This is a genomic window from Myxococcus sp. SDU36 (assembly GCF_030168875.1).
In the GTDB taxonomy this organism is placed as follows: domain Bacteria; phylum Myxococcota; class Myxococcia; order Myxococcales; family Myxococcaceae; genus Myxococcus; species Myxococcus vastator.
In genome coordinates this window covers 5,008,726-5,032,516 of sequence record NZ_CP077414.1, presented here as the reverse complement: position 1 = coordinate 5,032,516, position 23,791 = coordinate 5,008,726, and the positions used below count along the sequence as shown (strand labels likewise).

Here is a 23,791-nt window from a genome sequence, read left to right as displayed (position 1 = left end):
GAATAAGAACGGCAGGGTATTCGAGTGTCAATCCTGCTCAAGACATTCTGGCGCTGCCAGCAGTTGCGTGGCCATCAGGGCAATCCACACGGTGCAGCTCGAGCGGCGCTTCCTGCCATCGGGGGACGTGTGCCCCCCGGTCCAGGCTACTTCGTGTGGCTCAGCTGGGCTTCCCAGCGTCGGCGCAATGCAGAACGGCGCTCGGGGTAGGGCGCGTCGAGGAACTCCACGCTGAGCAGTCGCTCCGTCCTGAAGATCCGAAAGTCCCGACGCAGCTCACACCATGCGATCAACACGCGAACGCCGGTCACGTAGCCCACGAGAATCGGCCAGACGGTACGCTTGCTCGCTGTGCCTTCCGCATCGGCGTAGTGGATGTGGAGCTTCAATTGCTTACGCGACCACTCACGCAGTCGGCTCAGGTCGACGGTTCCGTCCGGATGCCGCTGCTTCGCCGGCGGAGTGCCCACCACCGGGTCGTCGACCAGCTCGCGCAGGTGCTTCGGTACGATGGCGGCGACCTTCGCCAATACATCCCCCGCTGCTGCCGACAACGTCTTGTCTGCGTTGGCCGCCACCCACTGTGCGCCGAGCACCACCGCCTCGATTTCGCTCGGCGTTAGCATCAACGGCGGCAGGTCGAAGCCGCGCTCGAGCACGTAGCCGACACCCGCTTCTCCTCGAATCGGCACGCGACGCGCCATCAACGCCGCGAGGTCCCGGTACACCGTGCGCTGACTCGTCTCGAGCTGCTCGGCGATCGCGCTGGCCGTCATCGGCCCCCTTGCCCGCCGCAGCACCTGCAGAATCTCGAACAACCGGTCAGCGCGTCGCATGGGTCCTCTGCCCTATGCCATCGCGGTAAGGATAGCGCAGCTCACGAGGTTGCTGAGCAGGAAGTAGGGAGCGTTGATGGCACCGTACAGAACCGGCCGCGGGATGTTCGGGTTGATGGCCACGTTGAACACCGTGGCGACGAGATAGCCGATTCCGCTGATGGCTCCGAACACGAGCGCATTCGACATCGAGTCGATGTGAAACGAACGCAGCAGAATCGCGTTCGCCATCGTCACCACGAGTCCGCAGAGCAAGGGCCCTGCGATGAAGATCGGCTCCGGCTTACGGCCCACGAGGTCGGTGCGCTCGAGCGCCAGCGCATACGGCTTCGGGATGACACCCATGAACCACGCCGCGCCGAGCATCTGCAGCGCCACGGCCGAGAGAAGAACCGCGAGCCAGTTGATCGAAAGAGTGAACATCGTGTGCGTCTCCAGTTGAGGTGAGACGCATGAAGTACCGCCACCCTGTTGCCACCGTGGTGGCAGCAGGGAATCGCTTGTCCGCGGTGGCAGGCGAAACGCGTTACGTCGCACGCGGCGGACCGAACCATCGGGTCAGCGCCTCACGCAGCCCCTGGTCCGTGCCCTCCCCGACCCACGCGACGTGTCCGTCCGGTCGAATCAGCACCGCAACGGGCGCGGTGACCGCGCCGAGCACCGGGAGCTCCCACTCCCCCGTGTAGCGAGCAGCGACCCGCCGAACCCGGTCCTCCCAGGGCGTGACGTCGAGCGTGCCGGGCTCGCCCAGGTTGAGCAGCACCGGCCGCGCGTCGTGCAACAGGTGGAATACGCGCCGCGGGCCGTCGGCGGTGACCAGGTCGAGGTCCGGCATGCGGCGCCCGAGCAGCGGGTGTCCATTGCCCAGGTCGTAGTGGACGTCCAGCCCCGACATCATCGCCGCGTACTGCTTGCGTGGCTCGTCCATCCGCAGCAACTCCGCCAGCGTCTCGCGCACGGCGTCCATCCGCGCGTCACCGCGGCTCAGCGCGGTCTGCGCCATCGTCTTCCGCAGCGCACGGGCCGCGACGGGGTGCCGCTCGGCCTGGTACGTGTCGAGCAGGTCCTCCGGCGAGACGCCGCGCACGACCTGGGCCAGCTTCCACCCCAGGTTCACGGCATCCTGCACGCCAAGGTTGAGCCCCTGTCCTCCCATCGGCGAGTGCACGTGGGCCGCGTCGCCGGCCAGGAGCACCCGCCGCTCCCGGTAGGACGCCGCCTGCCGCGTCATGTCGGTGAACCTCGAGAGGGACGAGGCGCCGCGCAGGCCGTAGTCCGTCCCGTAGAGCGCGACGAGCCCCTCGCGCAGCCCCTCGAGGGTCGGCGCGTCGCCCGTGCCGACCCGCTCCTCTCTCAGCACGACGCCCACGCGCCCGTCCTCCAGCGGGCCCATGGCGTAGGTGCCCTTCTCGTCCCGGCGGATGCCGAACGCGGGCGCTTCGGTCATCTCGACCTCGGCGATGAGGTAGCTGATGGACGCGTCCCACCCCGGGAACTCGATGCCTGCCGCCTTGCGGACGAGGCTGCGGCCCCCGTCGCACCCGACGAGATACTTCGCCCGCAACGCACGGCCGTCGGACAGCTCGACGTCGACGCCGGTATCGTCCTGCGCGAAGCCCGTCACCTCGCACCCACGGTAGATGGGCACCGCCAGCTCACCCACCCACTCCGCCAGGATGCGCTCGAAGCGCTCCTGCAAGAGCGCGAGCCCATGGTTGTGACGCGTCGGGAAGTCGCTGAGGTCCAGAGGCGCCTGCCCGAACGCGACGTTCTGGACCGCTTGCCCTTGCGAGACGAAGCGCTCGACGACCCCGCGCTGGTCGAGCACCTCCAGGCTGCGCGCGTGCAGGCCGCGCGAGCGCGAGCCGGCGACCTCCTGGCTGGCGCGCCGCTCGACGATGGCCACGTCCACCTGCGCCAACGCCAGCTCCGCCGCCAGCATCAGCCCGGTCGGGCCCCCTCCCGCAATCACCACTGTGTGCTGCGTCACCACGTCCGTGTGCATCTCTCCGCCCTCCCGTTCATGGAGCGAAACGGGTGATGGTGGAGCACGACCGGGGGGGCTTGCGGCAACACCCGGGGTCTGGCATCTGCTGGCAGTGGAAAGAGCGGAGAGGGTTGCCGTGGCTCCTCCAGCGGCCCGTCGCGTGCCCGGAAAGCGCGCGCGCCTCCGTCGCGGTCCGCCTTGAAGTGGCCCCTATGTGGGTGAGGCAAAAGCACCCGGCAGCGTGAACGAGAAAGTACTGCCCTTTCCAGGCTGACTCTCAGCCCAGATCCGCCCACCGTGCGCTTCAACAATGCCCTTGGAGATGGAGAGACCGAGCCCCAATCCTCTGCGGTCTTCGCTGCGGGCTTGCCAGAACCGCTGGAACACCTCCTCCAGTTGATGGCGCGGAATTCCAGATCCGGTGTCCACCACCGAGAAGCGAACGTCCTGGCCCACCGGCTCTAGTCGAAGAGAAATACCACCTCCTGCCGGAGTGAACTTGATGGCATTGGTCAACAGGTTGGCGAGCACCTGAAGGATGCGCTCATGGTCAAGCTTCGCCATCAGCGAGTCTCCGCGTATCTCCATATCAAGCGAGAGATTTTGCACGGAGGCCAGAGGCTGAAACGCCTCGAGCGACTCCCGCACGGTCGCGGTCGCATCCTGTAGCGTGGGGTCGACGCGGAGTACGCCCGCCTCGATGCTGACCAAATCCAGCAAGTCGTCAATCAGCCGGGTCAGCCGCGCGGTGAAGCGCTGGATTTTCACAGCGGCTTGGAGGGCCTTCCCGCCCGCCTCGGTTTCGGCAGCATCCCGCTTGAGCATGGAAGCCTGCAACGCGATGCCCCCGAGGAGCGCACGCGAGTCGTGGCTGACCATCGCCATGAACCGGTCCCGCGCCGCCAGTCCGTCATCGGCGCTGGCCCGCTCAATCAGCAGCCGAGAGTTGGTCGCCTCTCGTTCCGTCTGAAGGAGGGCAGCCAAGGCGCGCTGGCGCTCCGCGCGTTCGTCTCGCAGTTCGCCATCAGCGGTCGCACGCTCTCCTAGCAAGGCTACGTCCTCATGTGCCCGCTCCCGCGAAATGCTCTGACGCGCCTGGGCGGATGCCTGGCCATGGGCCATCCGCGCATCTGCGTTCTGGCGGCTCTCTCGTAAGACTTCGTCAGCCCTTCCCCGGGCCTTTTGGACGGCAGCATCTGCCTCCTCCTCAATCGATGCCTGCCTGTTGCTGTATTCGTCATCAGACCGCTCCCGCTCGAAGCGCAGGCTCTTGTCTGTGTCGTCACGCTCAGGTTGCGATTTCTTGTCCTTTGCGGCCATGGAGAAGTCCCCCCGTCCTTGGAATACCCGCTATAGCTTGGAACACCCGCTACAGGAAGAGTAATGTCCAGGAGGCAGGCGACCTTGGGTCGACGCTCGTGTGTTGGGCATGCGCCCACCTTCGTTCGGAAAGATAGGTAGCGACTGAAATGAGGCGGTGCCAACTGCTGCTTCAGTTGGGCGCAAGAGCGGCTGCTTGCTGCCCCTGCAGCGGTGCATGGCCATGGTGGATGTGGCCTGGAGCGAGAGTTGCCATGTCACAGGCAGGCTTGCACCCGGAGACGTGTGGTAGCGGGTAAGACGGACGCGGTGGCGGCCGGGAGGTCGGCTCCCCGGTCAAGGTCTACGACGCCGCCGTGAAGCGCTGGACCCTCAAGAAACCCTGGACGACGCCAACTCCACCATCGGCAAGACCCTTTGCCCAGTCGCTACTCCGGTGTCGCCGGGGGGATGGCGCGCTGGCGCGGACGTGATAGGGGCCGACCTGCTAGAGAAGTGACGGGCGTGACTCGCATGATGGGGATGGATTCATGAATACGCATACGAACCCGAGGCGGTGGCCGCCCCCTCCGGAAGTGGAACAGCAGCTCAACCAGGACCGCGAGCGTTTCCGCAGGTGTCTCGACTACATGCGAGAACACGCGCCAGGCGAGGTCGAGGGCGTTTACGGCCCCGACAGCGTGACCTGGGTGCTCTATCGCGAGCCGGTGGTCCTCCTCGGCGGACTGCGCGCCATCCTGCTGCAGCTCGCCCATCCGGCAGTGGCCTACGGTATCTCCCAGAACAGCAACTTCCGGAATGACCTGCTCGGCCGTGCACGACGCACCTATACGGCGATGTACCAGCTCACGTTTGGTGGCCTCTCGGAAGCGACGGGCGCCGCGAAGCGGATCCACAGCGTGCACAGCCGCGTCTACGGCGCACTTCCGGACGGCGCCGGCCCGCAGGGCTCCGGCACCTATCGCGCGAACGATCCTTCGCTGCTGCGTTGGGTGCACGCCACCCTCATCGACACCGCCATGCGGGTCTTCGACACCTTCGTGCGGCCGCTCAGCGTCGAGGAGAAGCGCCGCTACTATCAGGAGACGCTGCGCGCCGCGGCGTACTTCGGGATCCCGCCGGAGCAGGTGCCGCCCACGCTCGAGGCCTTCTACGAGTGGTACAACGGAGAGCTGGTGGGGCAGCGGCTGCGCGTGGGAGACACGGCGCTTGAGCTGGCGGGCCTGCTCTTCAATTCGCCGTTCACCCAGGGACAGTTCGATGAGGTGCTCACCGCCGGCCTCCTACCGGAGCGCTGGCGCGAGGCGTACAGGCTGCCTTGGGGGCCGGGACAGCGGCTCACGTGGAGGCTCCTGAAGGGCTCGATGCGTCGGGGAATCCACCTCACCCCGCCAAAGCTCCGCTACGTCACGGCCTGGCATCAGGCCCAGATGCGGCTGGCCATGGCTCGGGGAGAGCGGCCGACGCTCATGGCCCGGGTGCTGAACACCATCGACTCCTACGTCGACGTGCCGTTCAGCATCCGGCCGGTCGCGGCGAAGGCCCCAGTGGACAAGGATGTAGATGCCGCGTGAGAGGATTCAGCCGATGCGCTTCAACTCCTCCGCTCAACCGGGTTCTTGTTCGCGCCAGACGTCGAGCATGGTTGAACGCGGGGCTTCTTGAGTTTCTGCCGACGGGGTTGTGTGTGTGCTGCTGGGAGGGTGTTGGATGACGGCATTGTTCATTCGGACCCAGTCGGGTCGTCTCCTGGTGATGCGCGGTCACTCCGGACAATCGGGCGAGCTGTCCGAGGTGTGGCCGGGCGAGGATTTCTACGGTGTGACTTACTCCGAGCTGCGGAGGTTGGGGGATGGTCGACATGAGGTCGAATTCGCGACGAACCGTTCTTCGCGCACTGGATTGGCGCAGCGGATCGTTTCGATTGTCGAGGAGGTCGGAGCCATTGAGTTTGAATGCTCTCTCGGAATGCTCAGTAAGCAGATGGCTGCGCGTGAAGTCGCTCTGCTGTGCATGTCGAATACGATAGATGCAGTGCTGGCTGGCGCGTCCGCGGAGATGCGCGAGCATGTCTGTTTGTTCGTCCGGGCGGCGAACGCGGTGCCGGGCGATGAAGACGACGTCTCGATCGGTCGTCCCAACCTCCCGCGAAGTGTGATTCGGGAAGTCGTCGCAGCCTGTGAGGACGAGCGTTGCGTATGAGTTGGTGACCGCCGGGGATGAGGCGGCGCCGAGAAGTTCCGCCGTCCGATGGGACTCATCCCCTGAGCGATCCCCGCATTTAAGCGAGTGGATCGCCAGGCGCCTACCTGACAGCTCCGTGCGAAGCGGAGTGGTGGGGTACAGGAGGAGAGGCCATGCTGGTACGCAAGGTGGCCATCAACGAAGAGCAGGTGCGGGCGTTCCTGGAGAACTTGTTTGAGGAGGACCTGCACGCCAAGCGGGTGCTGTCGCTGTCGCGTGCGACGTTGGGAGTGGTGCACGCCGCATCCTTGTCGGTGCACGCCATAGGCCAGGCGCTGGCATGGGCCCGAGGCGGCGTGCAGAAGCACGGCATCAAGCAAGTGGACCGCCTGCTGTCCAATGACGCGGTGGACGTGTGGAAGCTGGCGGTCAAGTGGATTCCTGCCAGTGGCCACGCCAAGAAACTGACGGACGTGCGCGTCACCGCGGGCCGGACATCGGTTCCCGCGGTGGTGCTGGTGCACCAGAAGGGCATGAAGGAGCCTTGGTGTCTGGCCACCAGTCTGGACAGCGCCAGCGCGCGCCAGGTGGTGGACCTCTACTCTCAGCGCTTCTCGTGCGAGGAGACGTTCCGTGACGTCAAGGACTTGAGATTCGGGATGGGGCCGTCCACGGTGCGCGTGAAGAGTCCCGAGCGCAGGGACAGGTTGCTGCTGGTGAGCGCCCTGGCCCAGGTGCTGCTGACGCTGCTGGGCGCCGCCGGGGAGAGTCTCGGTATGGAGAAGGGCTTGAAGGCCAACACCGTCAAGACGCGCACCTACTCGCTCTTCCGTCAGGGCTGCATGTATTACCAGGCCATTCCCATGATGAAGGAGGAGCGCCTACGGCCTCTCGTCGAGTGCTTCGCCGAACTCCTTCACGGCCATCGGGTTTTCCAAGAAACGCTCGGTTTCATTTGAGGGGATGGCTCAGACCTCCGCCCCCGTCTATCCCAGCGTGCCTCGAGGCTCCTTCATCCTTGGAGTCTCTTTCCGCAAGCCCGCCCATGCCATCACGCACTCCCATCTCTGGATCCGAATCTGTGGTAGACATACATGTCTGGAGATTCGTCCACCCGTCACGACAACCGGTTTGCAGCAGCATTGACGCGCGCATGACGCAGCGACCGAATCTTGGGTAGGGACAGGAGAAAGGGAAATATGATTGACTCCTGCCTCCTGAGGGACGGGCGGGGCCTCTCATCGAGCCGACGCACCAGTCGCGCTCGCTCCCAGTCTATTCCTCACGTGACACAGCCCAAGGGAAAGCCATGGACCAGAGCACACCTGAAAGTGACAACAGGGTCAGGAAGATCATCATCGTCGGCGGCGGAAGCTCGGGATGGATGGCGGCCGCCTACCTGAACAAGGCCTTGAACTTCAACGTCGACATCACCCTGGTCGAATCGCCCAACATCCCCAGGATTGGCGTTGGCGAGGCCACCATTCCCACCATCAAGGAGGAACTGTTCGACTTCCTGGAGATTCCAGAAGAGGAATGGATGGCCGAATGCAAAGCCACCTACAAGCTGGGCATCCGATTCCAGAACTGGAAGAAGCCGGCCTCGCAGGGGGGCGATCACTACTATCACAACTTCGGTGAGATGCCCCAGGTGAAGGGAGTGCCGCTCTCCCACATCTGGATGTACAGCCATCAACAGCGTGGCTTCGCCGAGCCCATGGAGTACACCTGCTACCCCACCTCTCCCATCTGTGACGCCCAGAAGTCGCCCCGGTACATGGATGGCACCAAGGCCGTTCATTACGCCTACCACTTCGACGCGCTGTTGATGGCCAATTACCTGAAGAAGTGGTCCATTGAGCGAAACCTCACCTACATCAGCGACGACATCGTCGAAACCCAGCTCGACGAGGGAGGAAGCATCAAGGCCCTGCGGGGCGCCAGCGGGCGACTCTACGAGGCGGACCTCTACATCGATTGCAGCGGCTTCGCGGGCCTGCTCATCGAAAAGGCCCTGGGCGAGCCGAAAATCACCTTCCACGACTGCCTGCTCACGGATCGCGCCGTCGCCCTCAACGTCCCCTCGGACCCGACGGAGGAAGGCATCCGCCCCTACACGACCGCGACCGCCTTCAGCTCCGGGTGGACGTGGGAGATTCCCCTCTACGGCCGCTCGGGCAACGGGTACGTCTACTCCAGCGCCTTCCAGACCGCCGAGGACGCCGAACGCGAGCTGCGCTCCTGGTTTGGAAAGAAAGCGGACGCCCTGGACGCGCGCCACATCCGGTTCATCTCCGGCAGGCGCCGCCGCTCCTGGGTGAAGAATTGCGTGAGCTTCGGACTGGCCAGCAGCTTCCTTGAACCGCTGGAGTCCACGGGCCTCTACTTCGTGTACGCCGCGCTCTACCAACTCGTGGCGTGCTTCCCGAACAAGCAGATTGAACCGGCCCTGAGAGACAAGTTCAACGAACGCGTGTCCTTCATGGTGGATGACGTGCGCGACTTCATCGTGCTGCACTTCTGCACGTCACCGCGCACCGACACGCCCTACTGGAGGGCCAACCAGAACGAGCTCAAGCTGCCCGACACCCTCAAGGAAGTCCTTGAGCTTCAGCGGGCGGGCATTCCCATCCGCAAGAGCTACCACTCGAACGAGGCGCTCTACTCCTCCTTCGAGGCGGGCTTCGACAGGTTCTGGACCAACAGCAACTTCCAATCAATCTTCGCCGGGGTGGGCTACCTGCCACGGCAACCCATGCCGTTGCTCCACCACCGCCCCGACATCCTGATGGAAGGGGAGCGGATGTTCGACGACATCCGGAAAAAGACTGCCCAGATGATGTCGCGGCTGCCCTCCCAGTACGACTACCTGACCGCGCTGTACGCGCGGGGGGAGCGAACCAGGGAGGCCAGCCGGTAGCGGGCAGGCCCGCGCATCGAGGCTAGCCGTGTGTGCCAGTCCTTGAGTCCGCACGGCTGTCCCTCATGCGGCCCGGGTGATCCAGGGCGACCTTGTTCACCCAGCGCCGGTAGAAAGCGCGGTACTTCAAGACGAGCTGGTCGTACTTGCAGAAGGCCCCGCCCCCATCCGACTTCATGCTGTTCCAGATGGCCACATCGTAGCCGGCGGCCGCCCAGGTCTGCAGGCCAAAGAGGATGAAGTTGGCCGCGCTGCCCACCACCCCCTCGCCCTTCTTGATGGCGAGGAACATGTGCATGACGGTCTCGTCCTTGTCCACGGGCGTGACGCACTGGAGCAGCCTGTATTTCATGTCGCCATCGAGGCTGACCGTCATGAGGCAGCCACCGGGGTAGCCATCAAAATGCAGTTGCATCCTGCTCATGCTCAAGCCCAGCGCCCGGGAGACGATTCCCACGGGCCCGAAGTAGCGCTCGACCTGGAACTCGATGCCCGCGCCAAACCAGGCCCCCTCCCGGGCCAGCACCTCCTGTCCCGGAGGAGGGCTCGACTCGTCGAGGAGCTTCAGTTCGAAGGCAGAGATGGGCAGTTGATGCACCGGAGCCGCGTGTTGGGCGTCGTAGAAGTTCTCGACGATGCGCAGCACCGACGTCCGAGTGTCATAGGCGAAGCGCAGACACAGGTGATTCCGGGGGCTCTCCGCCTCCGGCATCTCTGGCAATGGGAACAGGGGGGCCTGGGTGCCGTACCAGACCCAGACGAAGCCATACCTCTCCGCCGTGGCGTAGACGGACTGGCGGGCCGTGGGAGGAATGGGCTCCAGCCGGGGCACCGCCGTGCTGTGTCCCGGCACATAGCTGCAGGCCCCCGTACTGTCATAGCGCCAGTGGTGGAAGGGGCATTGAATGCACCCCTCCACCACCCTGCCCTTCGCGAGACTCGCGCCGAGGTGCGAGCAGTAGCGCTCCATGATGACCGGCTGGCCGGCCCCATTGCGCCAGGCCACCAGCGGCTGCCCGAAGAGCTTGATGGCGACAGGCTTGTCCTTCAACGCGTCCGACCTCATGGCGACATACCAACTCGCCGCGAGCTGGGTCGTGATGTCGTTCGCCCCAGAGGGTTGCCTGATGCGTTCCTGCTCCTGGTGGATGTCGCCACTCATGCGTGCCACTCCTGCGAGTTCGTGATGGGCCTGCCCGCCCCAGGGGCCGGCTGCGCGACCGCCTACTTCAGCGCGAGTTCCAGCCGGCTCCCGACGTACGACTTCAGCAACGAGAACATGGGGTTGTAATCGAAGTACTTCTTGACCTCGGGAGGAGCGCCCGTCTGGGTCCAGTTCAGCAGCCGCAACGCGGGCACGAGGCTGTACTTGGAGTTGTTGAGGTGCCGGTTGGCGCCGGTGATGCAGTAGCCGAAGCTGAAGAGCGGCCGCGCGAACTCCTGCTGTTCAATCAGCTCATGGATGCGGACCGCGGCCTCCTTCGGGGACTTGCGCTTCTCCGTGACGGCGTCCACCTCCGCCTTCGCCGCGTCGAACAGACGGCAGTACTCGTCCATGTCCGCGCACAGGTAGCCCAGGTGGGGCGGGTTGTCGTCCAGGTGGTCCAGGTGGGCCTCGTTCCGGTCCACCTTGAACCGAGCATGGGCCTGTATCAGCCGGAACTGTCCGAGCATCGTGCCCACGGCCCACAGACGATGGAAGGCGTCCCAGAGCTCGAAGTCGGAGAAGGCCGTGTAGCAGCAGCTCACGAAGTCGTCGTTGTGCTCCAGGAGCTTCTGCTGCAAGCGGTCGATGTACTCGAAGCGCTCCGGAGAGAAGTCGTCATCGCGCAGCGCCTTGATGAGGCGCGCCGCGAGGGCATGGATGGTCACGGACGTGTTTTCGAGCCCCCGCGAGAAGAGCGGATCAATGAAACCCGCCGCGTGGAGCATCAAACAGTAGCGGTCCCCCACGGTACTCTTGGACGAGTACTGCAACCGGTCCGTCTTCACCCAGTCGCGCACGGGCTTCGCGTCCTTGAACTGCGCGGCGATGGTCGGGAAGCGCGCGAGGAACTCGTCGAACTCCTGCTGCGCCGGAATATCCGTCTTCGGGTGGATGCGGGGATCCAACTGCAGGCCCACGCTGACGAGCTCATTCGTCGCGCGCGAGTGGTTGTTGAACGGAATCACCCACATCCAACCCCCGTGGAACATGTGGTGCAGCGTGCCCTCGTGCCACCGCCACCGCTGCCCCTTGGGCTTGAAGATGTCGTCGAAGGGTTTGACCCCCACCATGTGCGTGTAGAGCGTGCGCGAGTGCGTCTTGTAGCGGCAGGGCTCTTCCCGGAGGCCGAACTTCATCGCCAGCGGAGCCCGGGGGCCACCACAGTCAATCATGTAGCGGCCCGTGAAGCGCTCGCCCTGGGTGCTGGTGACGGCCACGCCCGTCTTCCCCAGCTCGTAGTCCTTGATGGTGGTCTTCTGCTTGACCGTGCACCCATGGCGAATTGCCGCGTGCATCAGATAGGCATCCACGTCCTGCCGGTAGAAGTGGCTCTCCGGCCCCCAGGGCAACTCCGGGATGACGCACTGGGTGAACTGCGTGGGATCGTGCTCCTCGCCGGGCTTGTGGAAGACGAAGCCAAAGTTGCGCTTGATGCCGGTGCTCGACGACACCTTCTTGAAGGCGGAATAGAACGAGGTGATGTCGTTGATCTCCGGGACGCCATAGCGGTCCGCGATGATGCGGTTCATCAACGACGTTTCGGGGATGGAGGACTCGCCAATCGTGAAGCGGGGATGGGATGCCTCCTCGACAATCAGGACCCGGAAGCCCTGCCGGGCGAGGATGGCTCCCATCTGACTGCCCGACATTCCCGAGCCCAGGATGATGACATCGAAATGATGGCTGTCGTGACTCGCATTGACCGTCGGCTTCATGGACGTATTTCTCCCTGAGGTGGGACGTCGAACTGATGAGGGGTGACCTCCGTGGGCTCACCTCGCGTTGCGCGTCCAGAGCGGCTCCTCGCCCACGGCGGGAGCACGCGAAACCGGGGCCAGACGCAGCCGGGCCTCCCGGGTCAGCGCAAGGAGTTCATCGAGCATGCCGGGCGCGTAGCCTCCGCTTCCCACGGCGTGCGCCTCGCGCTCGGCCAAGTAGGCCTGTTCCGCCAACTTCACGTGGGGTGCACGAAAGCGCAACAGCACCTCGAATATCCTGTCGAGGGACTTCAGACCGCGCCGGTGGTTTTCCGTCAGGAGTTCGGATGCGCCCGCCTCGTCCAGCACCCGATCGAGCAGAGAGGGCTGCCCTGAGAACCGGCCGTAGACCGCCCGGAACTGGGGAAGCACGTAGGGCACATACGTCTCCTTGAAGTCCTTGTAGCCCTGGTGCTCCGAACGCGAGCCCCACAGGACATGCTCCAGCACGAAGAGTGGCATCTCCACGGCGCCAGGCCCCAGGTATGACTGGCCTCCCACGCGGATAGGCTCGTAGTAGGGCCTGAGCTCCTGCATGAAGGTGCGGGGTGAGATGTTGCGGTATGCGTAGACGATGGAATCCACCATCTTCCTGAGCTGGTCTGCGATGTCCTCACACATCGGAGCGAACAAGGTGGAGTCCAGCGGCACGTCGTACAGTTCCACCGTGCGGTGAAGCGCCGACTCCAGCGCCGCCATGGAAATCCTGACACTCTCCAGCAGGTGGACCTCGTCGCGGCAACAGGTGTACCGGCGCTCCAGGCCCTCCGCGGAGGGGTTCCAGACCGTCACGTGGAGCAGGGTCTCCCGGGGAGGGAGCTGTGTCGTCCGGGCGAGCGCCAGCAGGATGGGCTCCAGGCCGGGAACCACCTCGACCGGCTCATGCCCATGCCTTTTGAGCGAACCCAGGAAGAAGCCAATGTCACGCATGGCTGCCGCTGCCACCGGAAAATCCCACCGCTCGACGAGCCCCAACTTCGGGAGGATTCCCTGGAGCAGCCCCAGAACCCCTCTCACATCGCTCCGCTGATTCAGCTCCGGAAGGCGCTGCAGGGTCGCCACCGCATCTAGAGGATCCAGAGCAGCGATCATTTCATGGGTAAATGGAAAATTCCGCACCGGATTCATCAATGACAACCTCAAGGAAGCGCCGCCGAGTGCCGTATCCAGACTCTAACAGATACCTGTGCCAATCCCAAAGCCGGTCGCCGCGTCACGAGCGCGTCAAGGCGGCATCAGCAGTGCTTCCTGGCAGACAGGCTCTATGCGAGACTTGGCCGACGGGTCTCCCGTCTGAGTCGTCCCCTCATTGGAGCCGAGCGTCAAGGGCCGTCCCCAGCGGTTGAATGGGGCCGGAGCAGCGAGGGAAGCAGCAGTGAGGCGCGCTCTTTTCAGCGCCAGAGGCTCTCCTTCCGCGTGCGGAGCATGTCGAAATCCATCACGCACGCCGAGGTGCATCGGTTCATTGAGGAAGCCGTCGGCCCGGACACCCATGCCAAGCGTGTGCTGGCGCTGGCCAATGCCACCTTGGGCGCCGTGCACGCCGCCAGCCTCTCGGTGAGGGCCATCGGACTGGCGCTCTCCCAGGCGCGGGGGTTGGAAGGCAAGCACGCCATCAAGCAGGTGGACCGGTTGCTGTCCAACTCTGGCGTCGACGTGTGGCGGTTGTTCGCGCGGTGGGTGCCTTTCGTGGTGGCCGAACACAAAGCGGTGACAGTCACCATCGACTGGACGGACTTCGAGTCGGACGACCACACCACGGTCGCCATCCAGCTTGTCACCCGGCACGGCCGCGCCACGCCGTTGCTGTGGAAGACGGTGCCCAAGAGCGAGTTGGCCGGGCAGCGCAAGCCCATGAGGACGCGTTGCTGGAGCGGTTGCACCAGGTGCTGCCCTCCGACGTGGAGGTGACGGTGCTCGCGGACCGAGGATTCGGAGACGTCGCCCTGTATGAATTGCTGGACAGACTCAGCTTCGGCTACCTCATTCGCTTTCGTGGCGTCGTGCACGTCGAAAGTGCCGGAGGGGAGGTGCGCAAGGCGAAGGAGTGGGTGCCCCCAACTCATTTGATCAAAGGCGTGGTTGAATCGCTCAAAGAAGGCGCTGGGCGGCAGCGTCTGTCTGGTGAGCGCGATGTCGTTGGCGAAGGCCGTTGTCTGTGTGCCGGGCCGCGGCGTCACCTCGGCCACCGTGGACGCCACCAGGGCCACCTTGCGCTGGCGCTGTAACGCGCCCAACCGCCGCGCCGCCTCCAGGATGTCCTCGGCCGACTCCAGCGCTCGGAGTACCTCCGCCACCTGCGTCCTCGGCGTGTTCTCCTTCATGCCGGAAGAATGTTCCTGGCCACCCTGTTTCGGCGGACCTGCCTGCTCGGCTGCACTCAGGTCCTTGATTCTGCGCCACTTTTCTCCATCACGTTGAACGGACGCGGATGGCCGGCTGGCAGGGCCCTTCGTTCAGCTCCTCCGGGTGCAGGCGGAACCAGCGGGCGATGAGCATCACCTCCTGCGCTTCATGCGCGCGGAAGCCCAGCGTCTCAGGCTCGGGCCGCTCGAGGATTTCACGGGCCTGGGCCTCCAGCGCCTGGTGTTGCTCAATCGTGACGGGCGCGGGCAGCTCCGCGCGCACGCTGCCCCGGCGCACCACGTAGACGCGGTCCTCACCGCCATGGCCAGGCACCGTGTAGACGAAGGAGAGGCGCCTGAGCATCTGGCTCAGCTCCACCACCCAGCCGCGCATCAGCTCCAGCCGCTCCGCCCTGTCCCGCAGCTCCGCGGCGTATTCGAACTGGAGCCTGCGCGCCGCCAGCGCCATGCGCTCGCGCAGCAGCGTCAGCGGCGTGTCGGACGTGCCTTCGAGGAAGGCGCGGGCCTGGGCGACGCGCGCGTCGTACTCCGCATGCGTACAGCCGCCGGCACAGGGCGCCAGGCAGCGTGAGAGCTGCCCGCGCATGCACAGCGGCTCCTGCTTCAACGGGAAGAGCTGGCCCTGGTCCGCCAGGCGCATGGGCGTGTCCGCCGCGCAGTCCCGCAGCTCCAGCAAGTCACTCACCGCGCGCACCACGTCGGACACGGCGCTCCGGCCGTGGAAGGGCCCGTAGTAGTCGCCGCGCTCGCCGGTGGCCTGACCCACCACGCGCAGCCGGGCGACGGGCTCGCGCGTCAGGTGGATGAAGCAGTGGCCCCGGTCCCGCTTGTGCTCCACGTTGTAGAGGGGGCGCTGGGACTTGATGAGGCGGAACTCGAGCAGCAGCGCCGCGAACTCGCTGGGCGTGTACTCCCAGACGATGCGGTGCGCGTGGGCGATGATCTCCGCCGCCTTCTCGTGCGCCTCCGCGCGGAAGTACGACAAGAGCCGCGTGCGCACCCGCACGGACTTGCCCACGTAGAGCACTTCATCCGAAGGCCCCAGCATCCGGTAGACGCCAGGACGGTTCTCGGCGTGCTCGCGGACGTGGGCGAAGAGGGCGGCGACGCGGGGTTCCATGAGGCAGGCGGCCCGCACCGTACCGCGTGCGAGGCCCACGGTGTGGCGCACGCCGGCCGCCTCGCCCGAGCCGCCTCGGTGGGCGGGCAGCCTCGGGTGGAGGCCGCTCACCCTGTCCCGTGGTGAAGCCTGGCTACGCCGGCTCGATGAAGTTCAGCCGGTAGCCGTCCGGGTCGGTGACGATGAGCTCCCGGGTGAACCAGGGCTGCACCGCGGGGCCATCCACGGCGGCGCCCTGCGCTTGAGCCCGCAGGAGCACCTCGTCCACGCTGTGAGGCGCCTCGGCGCGGAGGCCGACGAGCACGCCCGTGCCGCGCCGCCCTTCCAGCTTCAACTGCGGCGGCGGCGTGACGAGGTAGACGTCCAGGGCCTCCGCCCACCGGAGGTGGACGAAGGGGGGCTCGGCGCTCACACGCTCGAAGCCCAGCGCCTCATAGAAGGCCACCGAGCGCGCACTGTCCGTGACGAGCAGCTTGACGAAAGCCGCCGTCACTTCGCGAGGCCTTCCGCCTTCAGGGCCTCCTGCACGGAAGGCCGGTCGGCCACGCGAGCGTGGTAGGCGCGCAGCCCGGGGAAGGGCTCCAGGTCCACCTTCGTGTGCCCAACCCAGTTGAGCGTCGTGAAGAGGTACGCGTCCGCCACGGTGAACTGGTCGCCCAGCAGGTACGGCTGCTTCGCCACCACCGCCTCCAGCACGCCCAGGCGCAGCGCGAGCCGCTCACGCGTCAGCCGCTTGCCTTCATCCGGGAACGCCGGGTTGAAGAGGGGGCTGAAGCCCTTGTGAATCTCGGTGGAGATGAAGTTGAGCATCTCCTGGAGGCGGTAGCGCTCCAGCGTGCCGTTGGCCGGGGCCAGCTTCTTGTCGGGGACCTGGTCGGCGAGGAACTGGACGATGGCGGGGCCCTCCGTCAGCAGGCTGCCGTCATCCAACTGGAGCGCCGGGACGTAGCCCTTGGGGTTGATGGTGACGAAGTCCTCGCCCGCCGCCGTCTTCTTGGCGCGGATGTCCACCTTCTCGGTGGTGAAGGAGAAGCCGCCCTCGCGAAGGATGATGTGGGGCGACAGCGAGCAGGCGCCGGGAGCGTAGAAGAGTTTCATGGCGCGGATTCCTGCACGACTCCGACGCCGTCCGCCATGAATTCGGATGCAGGTCGGGCCCGCCCCCTGGGTCCGCCCTGCCCAGGTGACCCGCGGGCACTGTGGGTGATAGGGATTCGCGAAGGTCGGCACCGGTCCGGGGAGCCCGCCCGACCGCGTCCCCTCAGCGCATGCCCGGCCCCGCGGGCCTGTCCGGATACCTGAACCTATGCGTCTCAAGCCGTCTCTCCTGCTCCCTCTCGCGGTCCTGTCCCTGGGCGTGTTGCCGGCGTGCTCGGACGAGGGTGACGACAACCCTCCCGGCACTGACGCGGGCACCGACGCGGGGACGGACTCCGGCACCGACGCGGGCGACGACAACCCGGGGCCCAGCACCGAGCCCGGCACCTGTCCCTCCAACGCGCTGCTCTGCGAGCTGTTCGACAGCGGCAACGACACCAGCGGATGGACGGCCAGCGCGGAGAACGCCTCCATCCAGGTGGACAGCACGCGGACGCGCAACGGCCCGGGCGCGCTGCACGTCCTCACCGAGGATGGACACGACGAGCGGCAGCAGGCCGGCAAGGCCATCGCGCAGTGGCAGCAGCGCATCCCGGCCTTCAAGACCCGGCTCTTCGTGCGCGCGCACGTCTACATGCGCTCGCTGCCAGGGGTGTTCGGGCAGATGGGGACCTTCTTCGTCCTGTCCAACTTCGACGCGGACTTCGGCGGCTTCGAGCTCCAGGTGATGCAGGACAGCGGCTTCGCGCTGGATGACTGGTCCTTCCGCGAAGGGCAGGGCTGGAACCGCCAGCCCGAGCCCGTCCAGCTGGGCATGGAGGCGGGGCGCTGGGTGTGCCTGGAGTGGGAGGTCCGCCGCGACAGCACGTCGAGCACGCACGGCAACACGCGCGTCTACGTGGACGGAACGCTGGCGCACGACTTCACCCACATCGGCATGCGCGCCTTCAACAACTTCTCCGTGGGCTACGGCTTCGTCCACCCGCTGGGCGCGTCCGGCTCCGAGACGTGGATTGACAACGTCGTGGTGAGCACACAACGCGTCGGCTGCGACTGATGCGCGGAAGTGGCATGGCCCCGCGGCCCTCCTGACGGGCTGCCTGGCCGTGCCCTTCAAGGTGGCTGGATGAAGCGCACAAGCCACCCCAGTGTCCTGAGCGGGCAGCCGAGCGAGCGCCCGTTGGGGGCCGCCGCGTCCATGTGCATCGTTCCCCCCTCGGATGTGGCAGGAGCACCGGAAAGGAACGAGGACACATGGCGACGGGGACATGGCGCCGGCCCGACCTCCAGCGGGCGGCCCGGGCGGGGCAGGACGCGAGCCGGAGCGGCGTGGAGTGGGCGGCCCGCGTGGGCTACGCCGCGCGCGGGGCCGTCTACGCGGTGATTGGGGTGCTGGCATTGATGCTGGCCGCGGGTGAAGGAGGCCAGGCGACGGACACCCATGGCGCCGTGGAGGAGGTGGCGCGCCAGCCCTTCGGCTCGGTGCTGCTGGTGCTGCTGGGGGTGGGACTGGTGGCCTTCGCGCTGTGGCGCTTCGCCCAGGCCGCCTGGGACCTGGAAGACAAGGGCCGCTCCGGAAAGGGCATCGCGGCGCGCGTGGGCATGGCGGGCAGCGGCGTGATTCACGCCAGCCTCGCGCTCACGGCCTTCAACCTCCTGCGCGGCCAGGGTGGCGGTGGTGGCGGCGGCAATCAGGGGCTCACCGCCAGGTTGATGTCCCAGCCCTTTGGCCAGGTCCTGGTCGTCCTGGTGGGGCTGGGGGTGATGGGGTTCGCCGGGTACCAGCTCCACCGGGCCTGGAAGGGGCGCATGCTGGAGAAGCTGTCCCTGTCCGGATTGGCGGCGCGCCGGCGGACCGAGGTGGAGCGCATCTGCAAGGCCGGCGTCGCGGCCCGCGGCGTGGTGTTCCTGCTGGTGGGCTCGTTCTTCATCCAGGCGGCGCTGCGCGCGGACCCGGGAGAGGCGGGTGGCCTGGGCGAGGCGCTGGGCACGTTGGCGCGTCAGCCCTTCGGCCCCTGGCTGCTGGGCCTGGTGGCGTTGGGGCTGGTGGCCTACGCCGTCTACCAGCTCTTCGCGGCGCGCTACCGGCGCATCCCCACGCCGTGAAGCGGGCCCTACACGCGCCGCTGCAGGTGGGGCATGGCCGAGGTGAGCAGGGCCTCGGGGGCCACCTGGCCCTGCGTGCCGACCAGCGCGGGGTAGACGTCGATGGGCGCCGCGCTGCCCACCACGAAGTCCGCGGCTTCGCGCAGCTTCGCCAGCGCGAAGTCCGTGCAGTGGATGGTGATGACGGGCAGGAGGCCGGGCTCGCTGAGCCACCTCACGCCGTCCGACAAGTCGTGGGCGCTCACGAAGCGCTGCACCGTGTCGCGCAGCTGGTGGCTCTCCTCCAACGCCGCCGCGAGCCCGCCGCGCCGGTCCCTCCGCGGCGCGGGGACGTAGGGCTCCGAGTCGTCCTCGCGCGGCATGATGATGCTCTCAATCCACATCGGGGCGCCTCCTGACGGAACGGTCATGACGGGCAACGAACCCACACCCGCTGGACGCCGAACCGGCATGACATGATGCACGCCTTCGGCGAACCCCGATTCACTGATGGCGCCAGGTCCTTCACGAAAGGCGTCAAGGTGTAAGAAATCGGAGGAAGGGCCGGGTGTCACCGCGTGGGCGGCGCCCCGCATGTGTCCATGAGTGGATGCCGCACCTGCCCTACCGTGGCAGCTCCACCACGAAGGCGGCGCCGCCTCCGGGCGCCTCCTCCACGTGGACGCGCCCGCCGTGCGCCTCGATGATTTGCCGGACGATGTGGAGCCCCAGCCCCAGGCCCCCGCGCCGCTGGGCGTTGTCGCCCTGGGTGAAGCGCTCGAAGACCCGGTCCCTGTCCGCGGCGGGGATGCCCGGTCCGCTGTCCTGCACCACCAGCCGCATCGTGTCCGGTGCGTGCGTCAGCGACACCTTCACCGGCTTGCCCGCGCCGTAGCGGAAGGCGTTGGTGAGCAGGTTGCTCACCACCTGCTCCATGCGCAGCCGGTCGAAGCGGCACGGGGCCGGCGCGTCCACATGCGAATCAAGGAGCACGCCCGCCAGACGCGCCTCCTCGGTGAAGCGGGACACGACGTCCGACACCACGCCGGCCAGGTCCCCGTCGGCGAACTGGAAGTCCAGCTTCCCCGTCTGGATGCGGCTGACGTCCAGCAGGTTGTCCACCAGCGCGCCCAGCCTGCGCAGCTGGCGCTCCGTGTTGTCCAGCTTCCCCGCGACCTTGTCCGAGCCGAGCGTCGCGCCAGGCGTGGAGTCGCCCAGGCGCCGCAGCAGCTGCAACTGGAGTCGCAGGGACGTCAGCGGTGTGCGCAGCTCGTGGCTGGCCATGGAGAGGAAGTCATCCCGCGTGCGCACCGCCTGCTGCAGCGCGGCCTCCGTCTCCTTCAGCGCGGTGATGTCCAGGATGGCCCCGCGCACCACCGCGACGTTGCCGGAGGCATCGCGAATCACCGACGCCCGGCTGGTGAGCCAACGCCAGCTCCCGTCCGGCCAGCGGGTGCGGAAGGTGGACGTGTAGGCGTCCACGTGCCGGGTGAAGAGGGAGGACACCTGGGCCTCCACCTCCGCGCGGTCGTCCGGGTGGATGGAGGCGAGGAACTTCTCGTGCGTCCACTCCGCCTGCGGCTCGGCGTAGCCGTAGAGCCGGTCATGGGCCTCGGAGCGGAACACCTGGCCGGTGACGAGGTTCGTCTCCCACACGGCCATCTGCGCGGAGTCGAGCGCTACCTGGAAGCGCTCGCCCAGCTGGCGGAAGCGCTCCTCGGTGCGCGCCACTTCATTCTCCGCGTGCTGGCGCTGGGTGATGTCCGCGGCCAGCACCCACGTCTCCTCACCCACCACGCGGACCGTCACCTCCAGCCAGGTCCGCGACGGCAGCTCGGCCAGGAAGCGGCCGCCCTCGCGTGCAGTCAACGCCGTCATCAGCCGCTCGTGCAGCACCGTGCCCGAAAGCCCGGGCTGGGCAAGCCAGGGCTCCTGGCCGCGCACCTGCTCGGCCGGCACACCCAGCAGGGCGGCGGCGCGCGCGTTCAGCTCGCGGACGCAGCCGTGGGCGTCGAGCGTGAAGAAGGCCTCGCCCATCATCTCCCGCAGCACACACAACCGGGCCTCATCGGACAGGCTGACCTCGTCGGCGGCGTGAGAGGGCAGCTCGGTGGTGGTGACGGCGGGGCGAGGCTCCAAGGGACGAACGGGCTCGGAGGACGGAGCGAGTCTCATGGGGGCTGGAAGGGTCTCCCGGCCATCCGGAGGCGTCAAGCCGCCCGGCCCGGCGCTCGCAGGGCCCCCTGGCGTGTCAGGAGGCTCACGGCGCCGGTGCCCGCGTCCCCGTTTCCGGCCCCCCCCAGGCCGCCCCGACTCACCCATTCGCGCTCAGCCTCCGTTCGCTGCCGCCGTGGGGTCCACCAGGGGTTCAGGCATGACCCAGAGCGCCGTGGGCTGAAGATAGGCCGCATCGAACGCGAAGAGAATGCCCGTCCAGCGGTCCCAGAAGTGGGCCCAGTTGTACTCAGTGGGCGGCGAGGTGAGCGGGTTGCCGTCGCGGTCCGGCTGGCTGTAGGCGAAGTCCGCGTACGTCCACGTCATCGTCCCGAAGTCCGTGGACAGCAGCGGGGTGATGGCGCGCAGCAGCTCGACGCGCGACACCTCGTCCGGCCGCTGGACGGCGGGGGAGAAGACAGGCTGGGCCATGTCGTGCTGCTCGCGCCAGGCGATGTAGTTGTTGCCCATGGCAATCAGCGCGTCGCGCGCGGCCGGCGTGGGCGCCAGGCGGGCCTCTTCGTACAGCGCGAAGGCCGCCACCAGCAGGCTCTTCCAGTGCATGTCAGGGAAGAGGGTGTCGAATTCGAACGGGCGCGGCGTGTCGAAGGCGTGCGCGAGCGCGTAGTCATAGGCCTGCCGGGACTGGGCGGGCACCGCGTCCACCAGCGTGAACTCCGTCAGCACGCGCTCGGGCGTCACCACGCCGGCCCCCGCGCGCCAGTCCAGGTAGAGGCGCCCCGAGCCGCCGATGTCCGTGAAGATGGCGAGGTTGCTCTCGTTGAGCGTGCGCTCCAGCGTGTCCACGATGCGCTCCGCCTTGTCGAGCGGGAGCACGCCGGGTGCGCTCGCGTAGAGCGCGGCGAAGCGCGCCGTGGTGGTGAAGAGCGTGCGCGGGTCCAGCAGGGCGGCGCCGTTCAGCGCCGTGGTGAGCGAGGCGAGGGAGGCCGCCACGTCGAAGGGCAGGCCCGACAGCACCAGTTGAAGGCCCAGTTGCTCGACGGACAGATGCAGGGTGCCCGTGAGGCCCACGCGCCCCAGCGCCTGCTGAAGCGACAGGGAGGGCTGGCCGCGGGCCGCGCGGATGATGCTCCGGGCCAGTGACGCGCCCAGGAGGCCTTCGCCGCCGGTGCGCGAGGCATGCGGCGCGAAGACGAACCAGTTGGGCCGCACGGCGCTGGTGCCACCCGGGGTGAGGGTGGGGTCCAACAGCCCGCCGACTTCATAGGCCAGCTCGATGTAGCCCGCGGTGATGCGGTTGTTGTCCTCCAGCGGCGTGGTCTGGGCGTGGGACGTCGAGGCCAGCAGCACGCTCGCGACGAGCAGCGCGCGGGGCAGGGCCAGGGGGATGGGACGGGACGGGGTTGGGTGCATGGGAGAGGGAAGTAGCCACGCCCATGCGCCTTCCAATCCATTCCGTCACGCGCGCGCGAAAAGCGTCTGACAGCGGACGCTCGCGGGGCTCACCTCACGGGCAGGGGCCGCAGTCCTGTGCGCAGCTGTCGTACCGGTCGGAGGTGCCACATTGCTCCGTGGCCTGGCACACGCCGTCCCCACATTGATTCACATTCGCGGGGGACAGCCGCGTGGTGAGGGGGCGGTAGGTGATTCCGCCGAGCGTGCACGTCTCGTAGTAGAGGCCGCTCGCGTCCAGCGTGCAGTGGGACGCGCAGGCGCCCACGTACACCATGGGCGCGCAGGGCACGAGCGCCTCCGTGCCGTCGTGGAGCAGGCCCGCGCAGGCGCGCGAGGTGCTCTCCTGGGGCCCCAGCGGAGCGCGGTCCGCGCCCACGTGGATGCCCTCGGAATTGAAGAGGTTGCCGAAGAAACACGACTCCTGCCGGGCGTGCGTGGCGAGCTCCTGCGCCGTGTAGGGAATGACGGCCCCCGCGCCGTCCAGGCCGAGGAGGGAGATGAGCAGCTCCTCTCCCATCCGGTTGACGTGGGCTGCCAGGCACGCGGAGACGACCTGCTGTTCGGCGAGCGTGGCCGCGCTCCCACCGGCCCAGTCCGGCGCCAGTCCCAGGCCGCCCTCCCAGGTGTACGACTGCTCCAGCGCGGGGGCCGTGTAGGTGCGCGTCTGCCCCGCTGGCACGGCGCAGCGGACCACGTAGCGCATCGCCATGTCGGCCAGGGAGGGGTCGGCCTGGAACCAGGTGTTGAAGGCCTCCGACGACAGGCCATTGAAGGTCAGCCCGTTGAAGGACAGGCCATTGAAGGACAGCCCGTTGAAGGACAGGCCATTGAAAGACAGCCCGTTGATGGACTCCTGTGGCTGCGTCAGCGCGCCGGTCGGAGACGCGGCGTCGGGTGGCAGCGGCTCGCAGCCCGCAATGCCAAACATCGTCAGGGCGAGCATCGGAAACGTCTTCGGAGACAGTGGCTTTTTCATCGACTCCCCAGTGGGTCCAGGTCGCCGGACGGCTCGCGGTGCGAGTGTCCCGGCGGGGCCACCCCGAGGAGTGCGGGCCGGGTGAAGGGTGGCGGGCGCGAAAAATTGCACCGGGGACGCATGCGGGCAACCCGTACCCACGGGCAATGTTTGCAGTCGCGGACAGTCGAGGCGGGCCGGAGGTGGGCACGGGGTTCACACCGGCGGTGCCTCCGGGGGCGAGGGCGGCGTGGCGTTGTGGACGGGTCCGCGCGCGAGCGTCGCGTGCCGGATGCTGTCTGTGTTGAGGCCCGGAGCATGTGCCC

The 23,791-nt window shown here is 67.1% G+C and carries 22 protein-coding genes; 8 read left to right on the top strand and 14 right to left on the bottom strand.

What is annotated here, in order from left to right; all coding sequences use genetic code 11:
- Positions 1-146: 146 nt before the first annotated feature.
- The 4 genes from KGD87_RS19945 to KGD87_RS19930 all read right to left on the bottom strand — a co-directional run bounded on the left by KGD87_RS19945 (position 147) and on the right by KGD87_RS19930 (position 4,143).
- Positions 147-836: a helix-turn-helix transcriptional regulator gene (locus tag KGD87_RS19945; protein WP_284661849.1), complete on the bottom strand. Its 690-nt coding sequence runs from the start codon at positions 834-836 to the stop codon at positions 147-149.
- 12 nt (positions 837-848) lie between these two features.
- Positions 849-1,259: a DUF1761 domain-containing protein gene (locus tag KGD87_RS19940; protein ID WP_284661848.1), complete on the bottom strand. Its 411-nt coding sequence runs from the start codon at positions 1,257-1,259 to the stop codon at positions 849-851.
- A 103-nt stretch (positions 1,260-1,362) separates the two neighbouring features.
- Complete coding sequence (locus KGD87_RS19935) at positions 1,363-2,841, bottom strand: FAD-dependent monooxygenase (RefSeq protein ID WP_284661847.1); 1,479 nt, start codon at positions 2,839-2,841, stop codon at positions 1,363-1,365.
- Between the two features lie 192 nt (positions 2,842-3,033).
- A complete protein-coding gene (locus tag KGD87_RS19930) occupies positions 3,034-4,143 on the bottom strand; it encodes a sensor histidine kinase (protein WP_284661846.1) in 1,110 nt (369 codons plus the stop codon).
- A gap of 530 nt (positions 4,144-4,673) precedes the next feature.
- On the opposite strand from KGD87_RS19930, the gene KGD87_RS19925 reads away from it, so the two are divergent.
- The 4 genes from KGD87_RS19925 to KGD87_RS19910 all read left to right on the top strand — a co-directional run bounded on the left by KGD87_RS19925 (position 4,674) and on the right by KGD87_RS19910 (position 9,247).
- On the top strand, positions 4,674-5,717 hold the full coding sequence (locus KGD87_RS19925; RefSeq protein ID WP_284661845.1) for an oxygenase MpaB family protein: 1,044 nt from the start codon (positions 4,674-4,676) through the stop codon (positions 5,715-5,717).
- A 136-nt stretch (positions 5,718-5,853) separates the two neighbouring features.
- Complete coding sequence (locus tag KGD87_RS19920; RefSeq protein WP_284661843.1) at positions 5,854-6,345, top strand: hypothetical protein; 492 nt, start codon at positions 5,854-5,856, stop codon at positions 6,343-6,345.
- 155 nt (positions 6,346-6,500) lie between these two features.
- On the top strand, positions 6,501-7,286 hold the full coding sequence (locus KGD87_RS19915) for a transposase (RefSeq protein WP_284661842.1): 786 nt from the start codon (positions 6,501-6,503) through the stop codon (positions 7,284-7,286).
- 350 nt (positions 7,287-7,636) lie between these two features.
- Complete coding sequence (locus KGD87_RS19910) at positions 7,637-9,247, top strand: tryptophan halogenase family protein (protein WP_284661841.1); 1,611 nt, start codon at positions 7,637-7,639, stop codon at positions 9,245-9,247.
- A gap of 22 nt (positions 9,248-9,269) precedes the next feature.
- Here the strand turns inward: KGD87_RS19910 and KGD87_RS19905 are convergent, their stop codons facing one another.
- The 3 genes from KGD87_RS19905 to KGD87_RS19895 form a co-directional block, all read right to left on the bottom strand.
- Positions 9,270-10,409, bottom strand: coding sequence for a Rieske 2Fe-2S domain-containing protein (locus KGD87_RS19905; RefSeq protein WP_284661840.1), 1,140 nt, complete (start codon positions 10,407-10,409; stop codon positions 9,270-9,272).
- 62 nt (positions 10,410-10,471) lie between these two features.
- Positions 10,472-12,169 (bottom strand): NAD(P)/FAD-dependent oxidoreductase, encoded by a 1,698-nt coding sequence (locus KGD87_RS19900; RefSeq protein WP_284661839.1) that lies wholly within the window; start codon positions 12,167-12,169, stop codon positions 10,472-10,474.
- Positions 12,170-12,226: 57 nt separating this feature from the next.
- On the bottom strand, positions 12,227-13,339 hold the full coding sequence (locus KGD87_RS19895) for a monodechloroaminopyrrolnitrin synthase PrnB family protein (RefSeq protein ID WP_284661838.1): 1,113 nt from the start codon (positions 13,337-13,339) through the stop codon (positions 12,227-12,229).
- 297 nt (positions 13,340-13,636) lie between these two features.
- Between KGD87_RS19895 and KGD87_RS19890 the strand changes: the two genes are divergently transcribed.
- Together KGD87_RS19890 and KGD87_RS37080 are read left to right on the top strand one after the other, a co-directional pair.
- Positions 13,637-14,122 carry a hypothetical protein gene (locus KGD87_RS19890; protein WP_502887949.1) on the top strand — a complete coding sequence of 162 codons (486 nt, stop codon included), beginning with the start codon at positions 13,637-13,639 and terminating at the stop codon, positions 14,120-14,122.
- The gene (locus KGD87_RS37080; protein WP_502887948.1) at positions 14,098-14,439 is read left to right on the top strand and encodes a hypothetical protein; all 342 of its coding nucleotides are present in this window, start codon (positions 14,098-14,100) and stop codon (positions 14,437-14,439) included. The genes KGD87_RS19890 and KGD87_RS37080 overlap by 25 nt, the downstream gene beginning before the upstream one ends.
- A gap of 184 nt (positions 14,440-14,623) precedes the next feature.
- Here KGD87_RS37080 and KGD87_RS19885 read toward each other — a convergent pair whose 3' ends face one another.
- The 3 genes from KGD87_RS19885 to gstA form a co-directional block, all read right to left on the bottom strand.
- Positions 14,624-15,697 (bottom strand): GIY-YIG nuclease family protein, encoded by a 1,074-nt coding sequence (locus tag KGD87_RS19885; RefSeq protein WP_284661837.1) that lies wholly within the window; start codon positions 15,695-15,697, stop codon positions 14,624-14,626.
- 133 nt (positions 15,698-15,830) lie between these two features.
- Positions 15,831-16,190 (bottom strand): VOC family protein, encoded by a 360-nt coding sequence (locus tag KGD87_RS19880; protein WP_284661835.1) that lies wholly within the window; start codon positions 16,188-16,190, stop codon positions 15,831-15,833.
- The gene (gene gstA, locus KGD87_RS19875; protein ID WP_284661834.1) at positions 16,187-16,795 is read right to left on the bottom strand and encodes a glutathione transferase GstA; all 609 of its coding nucleotides are present in this window, start codon (positions 16,793-16,795) and stop codon (positions 16,187-16,189) included. The genes KGD87_RS19880 and gstA overlap by 4 nt, the downstream gene beginning before the upstream one ends.
- A gap of 208 nt (positions 16,796-17,003) precedes the next feature.
- Between gstA and KGD87_RS19870 the strand changes: the two genes are divergently transcribed.
- Positions 17,004-17,852 (top strand): hypothetical protein, encoded by an 849-nt coding sequence (locus tag KGD87_RS19870; RefSeq protein ID WP_284661833.1) that lies wholly within the window; start codon positions 17,004-17,006, stop codon positions 17,850-17,852.
- A gap of 197 nt (positions 17,853-18,049) precedes the next feature.
- A complete protein-coding gene (locus tag KGD87_RS19865; protein ID WP_284661832.1) occupies positions 18,050-18,901 on the top strand; it encodes a DUF1206 domain-containing protein in 852 nt (283 codons plus the stop codon).
- 8 nt (positions 18,902-18,909) lie between these two features.
- Here KGD87_RS19865 and KGD87_RS19860 read toward each other — a convergent pair whose 3' ends face one another.
- The 4 genes from KGD87_RS19860 to KGD87_RS19845 all read right to left on the bottom strand — a co-directional run bounded on the left by KGD87_RS19860 (position 18,910) and on the right by KGD87_RS19845 (position 23,633).
- Positions 18,910-19,284 (bottom strand): hypothetical protein, encoded by a 375-nt coding sequence (locus KGD87_RS19860; RefSeq protein WP_284661830.1) that lies wholly within the window; start codon positions 19,282-19,284, stop codon positions 18,910-18,912.
- Positions 19,285-19,504: 220 nt separating this feature from the next.
- Entirely contained in the window at positions 19,505-21,202 is a 1,698-nt protein-coding gene (locus KGD87_RS19855) for a sensor histidine kinase (RefSeq protein WP_284661829.1), read from the bottom strand.
- 6 nt (positions 21,203-21,208) lie between these two features.
- A complete protein-coding gene (locus KGD87_RS19850; protein ID WP_284661827.1) occupies positions 21,209-22,468 on the bottom strand; it encodes a hypothetical protein in 1,260 nt (419 codons plus the stop codon).
- A gap of 94 nt (positions 22,469-22,562) precedes the next feature.
- Entirely contained in the window at positions 22,563-23,633 is a 1,071-nt protein-coding gene (locus KGD87_RS19845; protein ID WP_502887947.1) for a hypothetical protein, read from the bottom strand.
- Between the last annotated feature and the right edge of the window lie 158 nt (positions 23,634-23,791).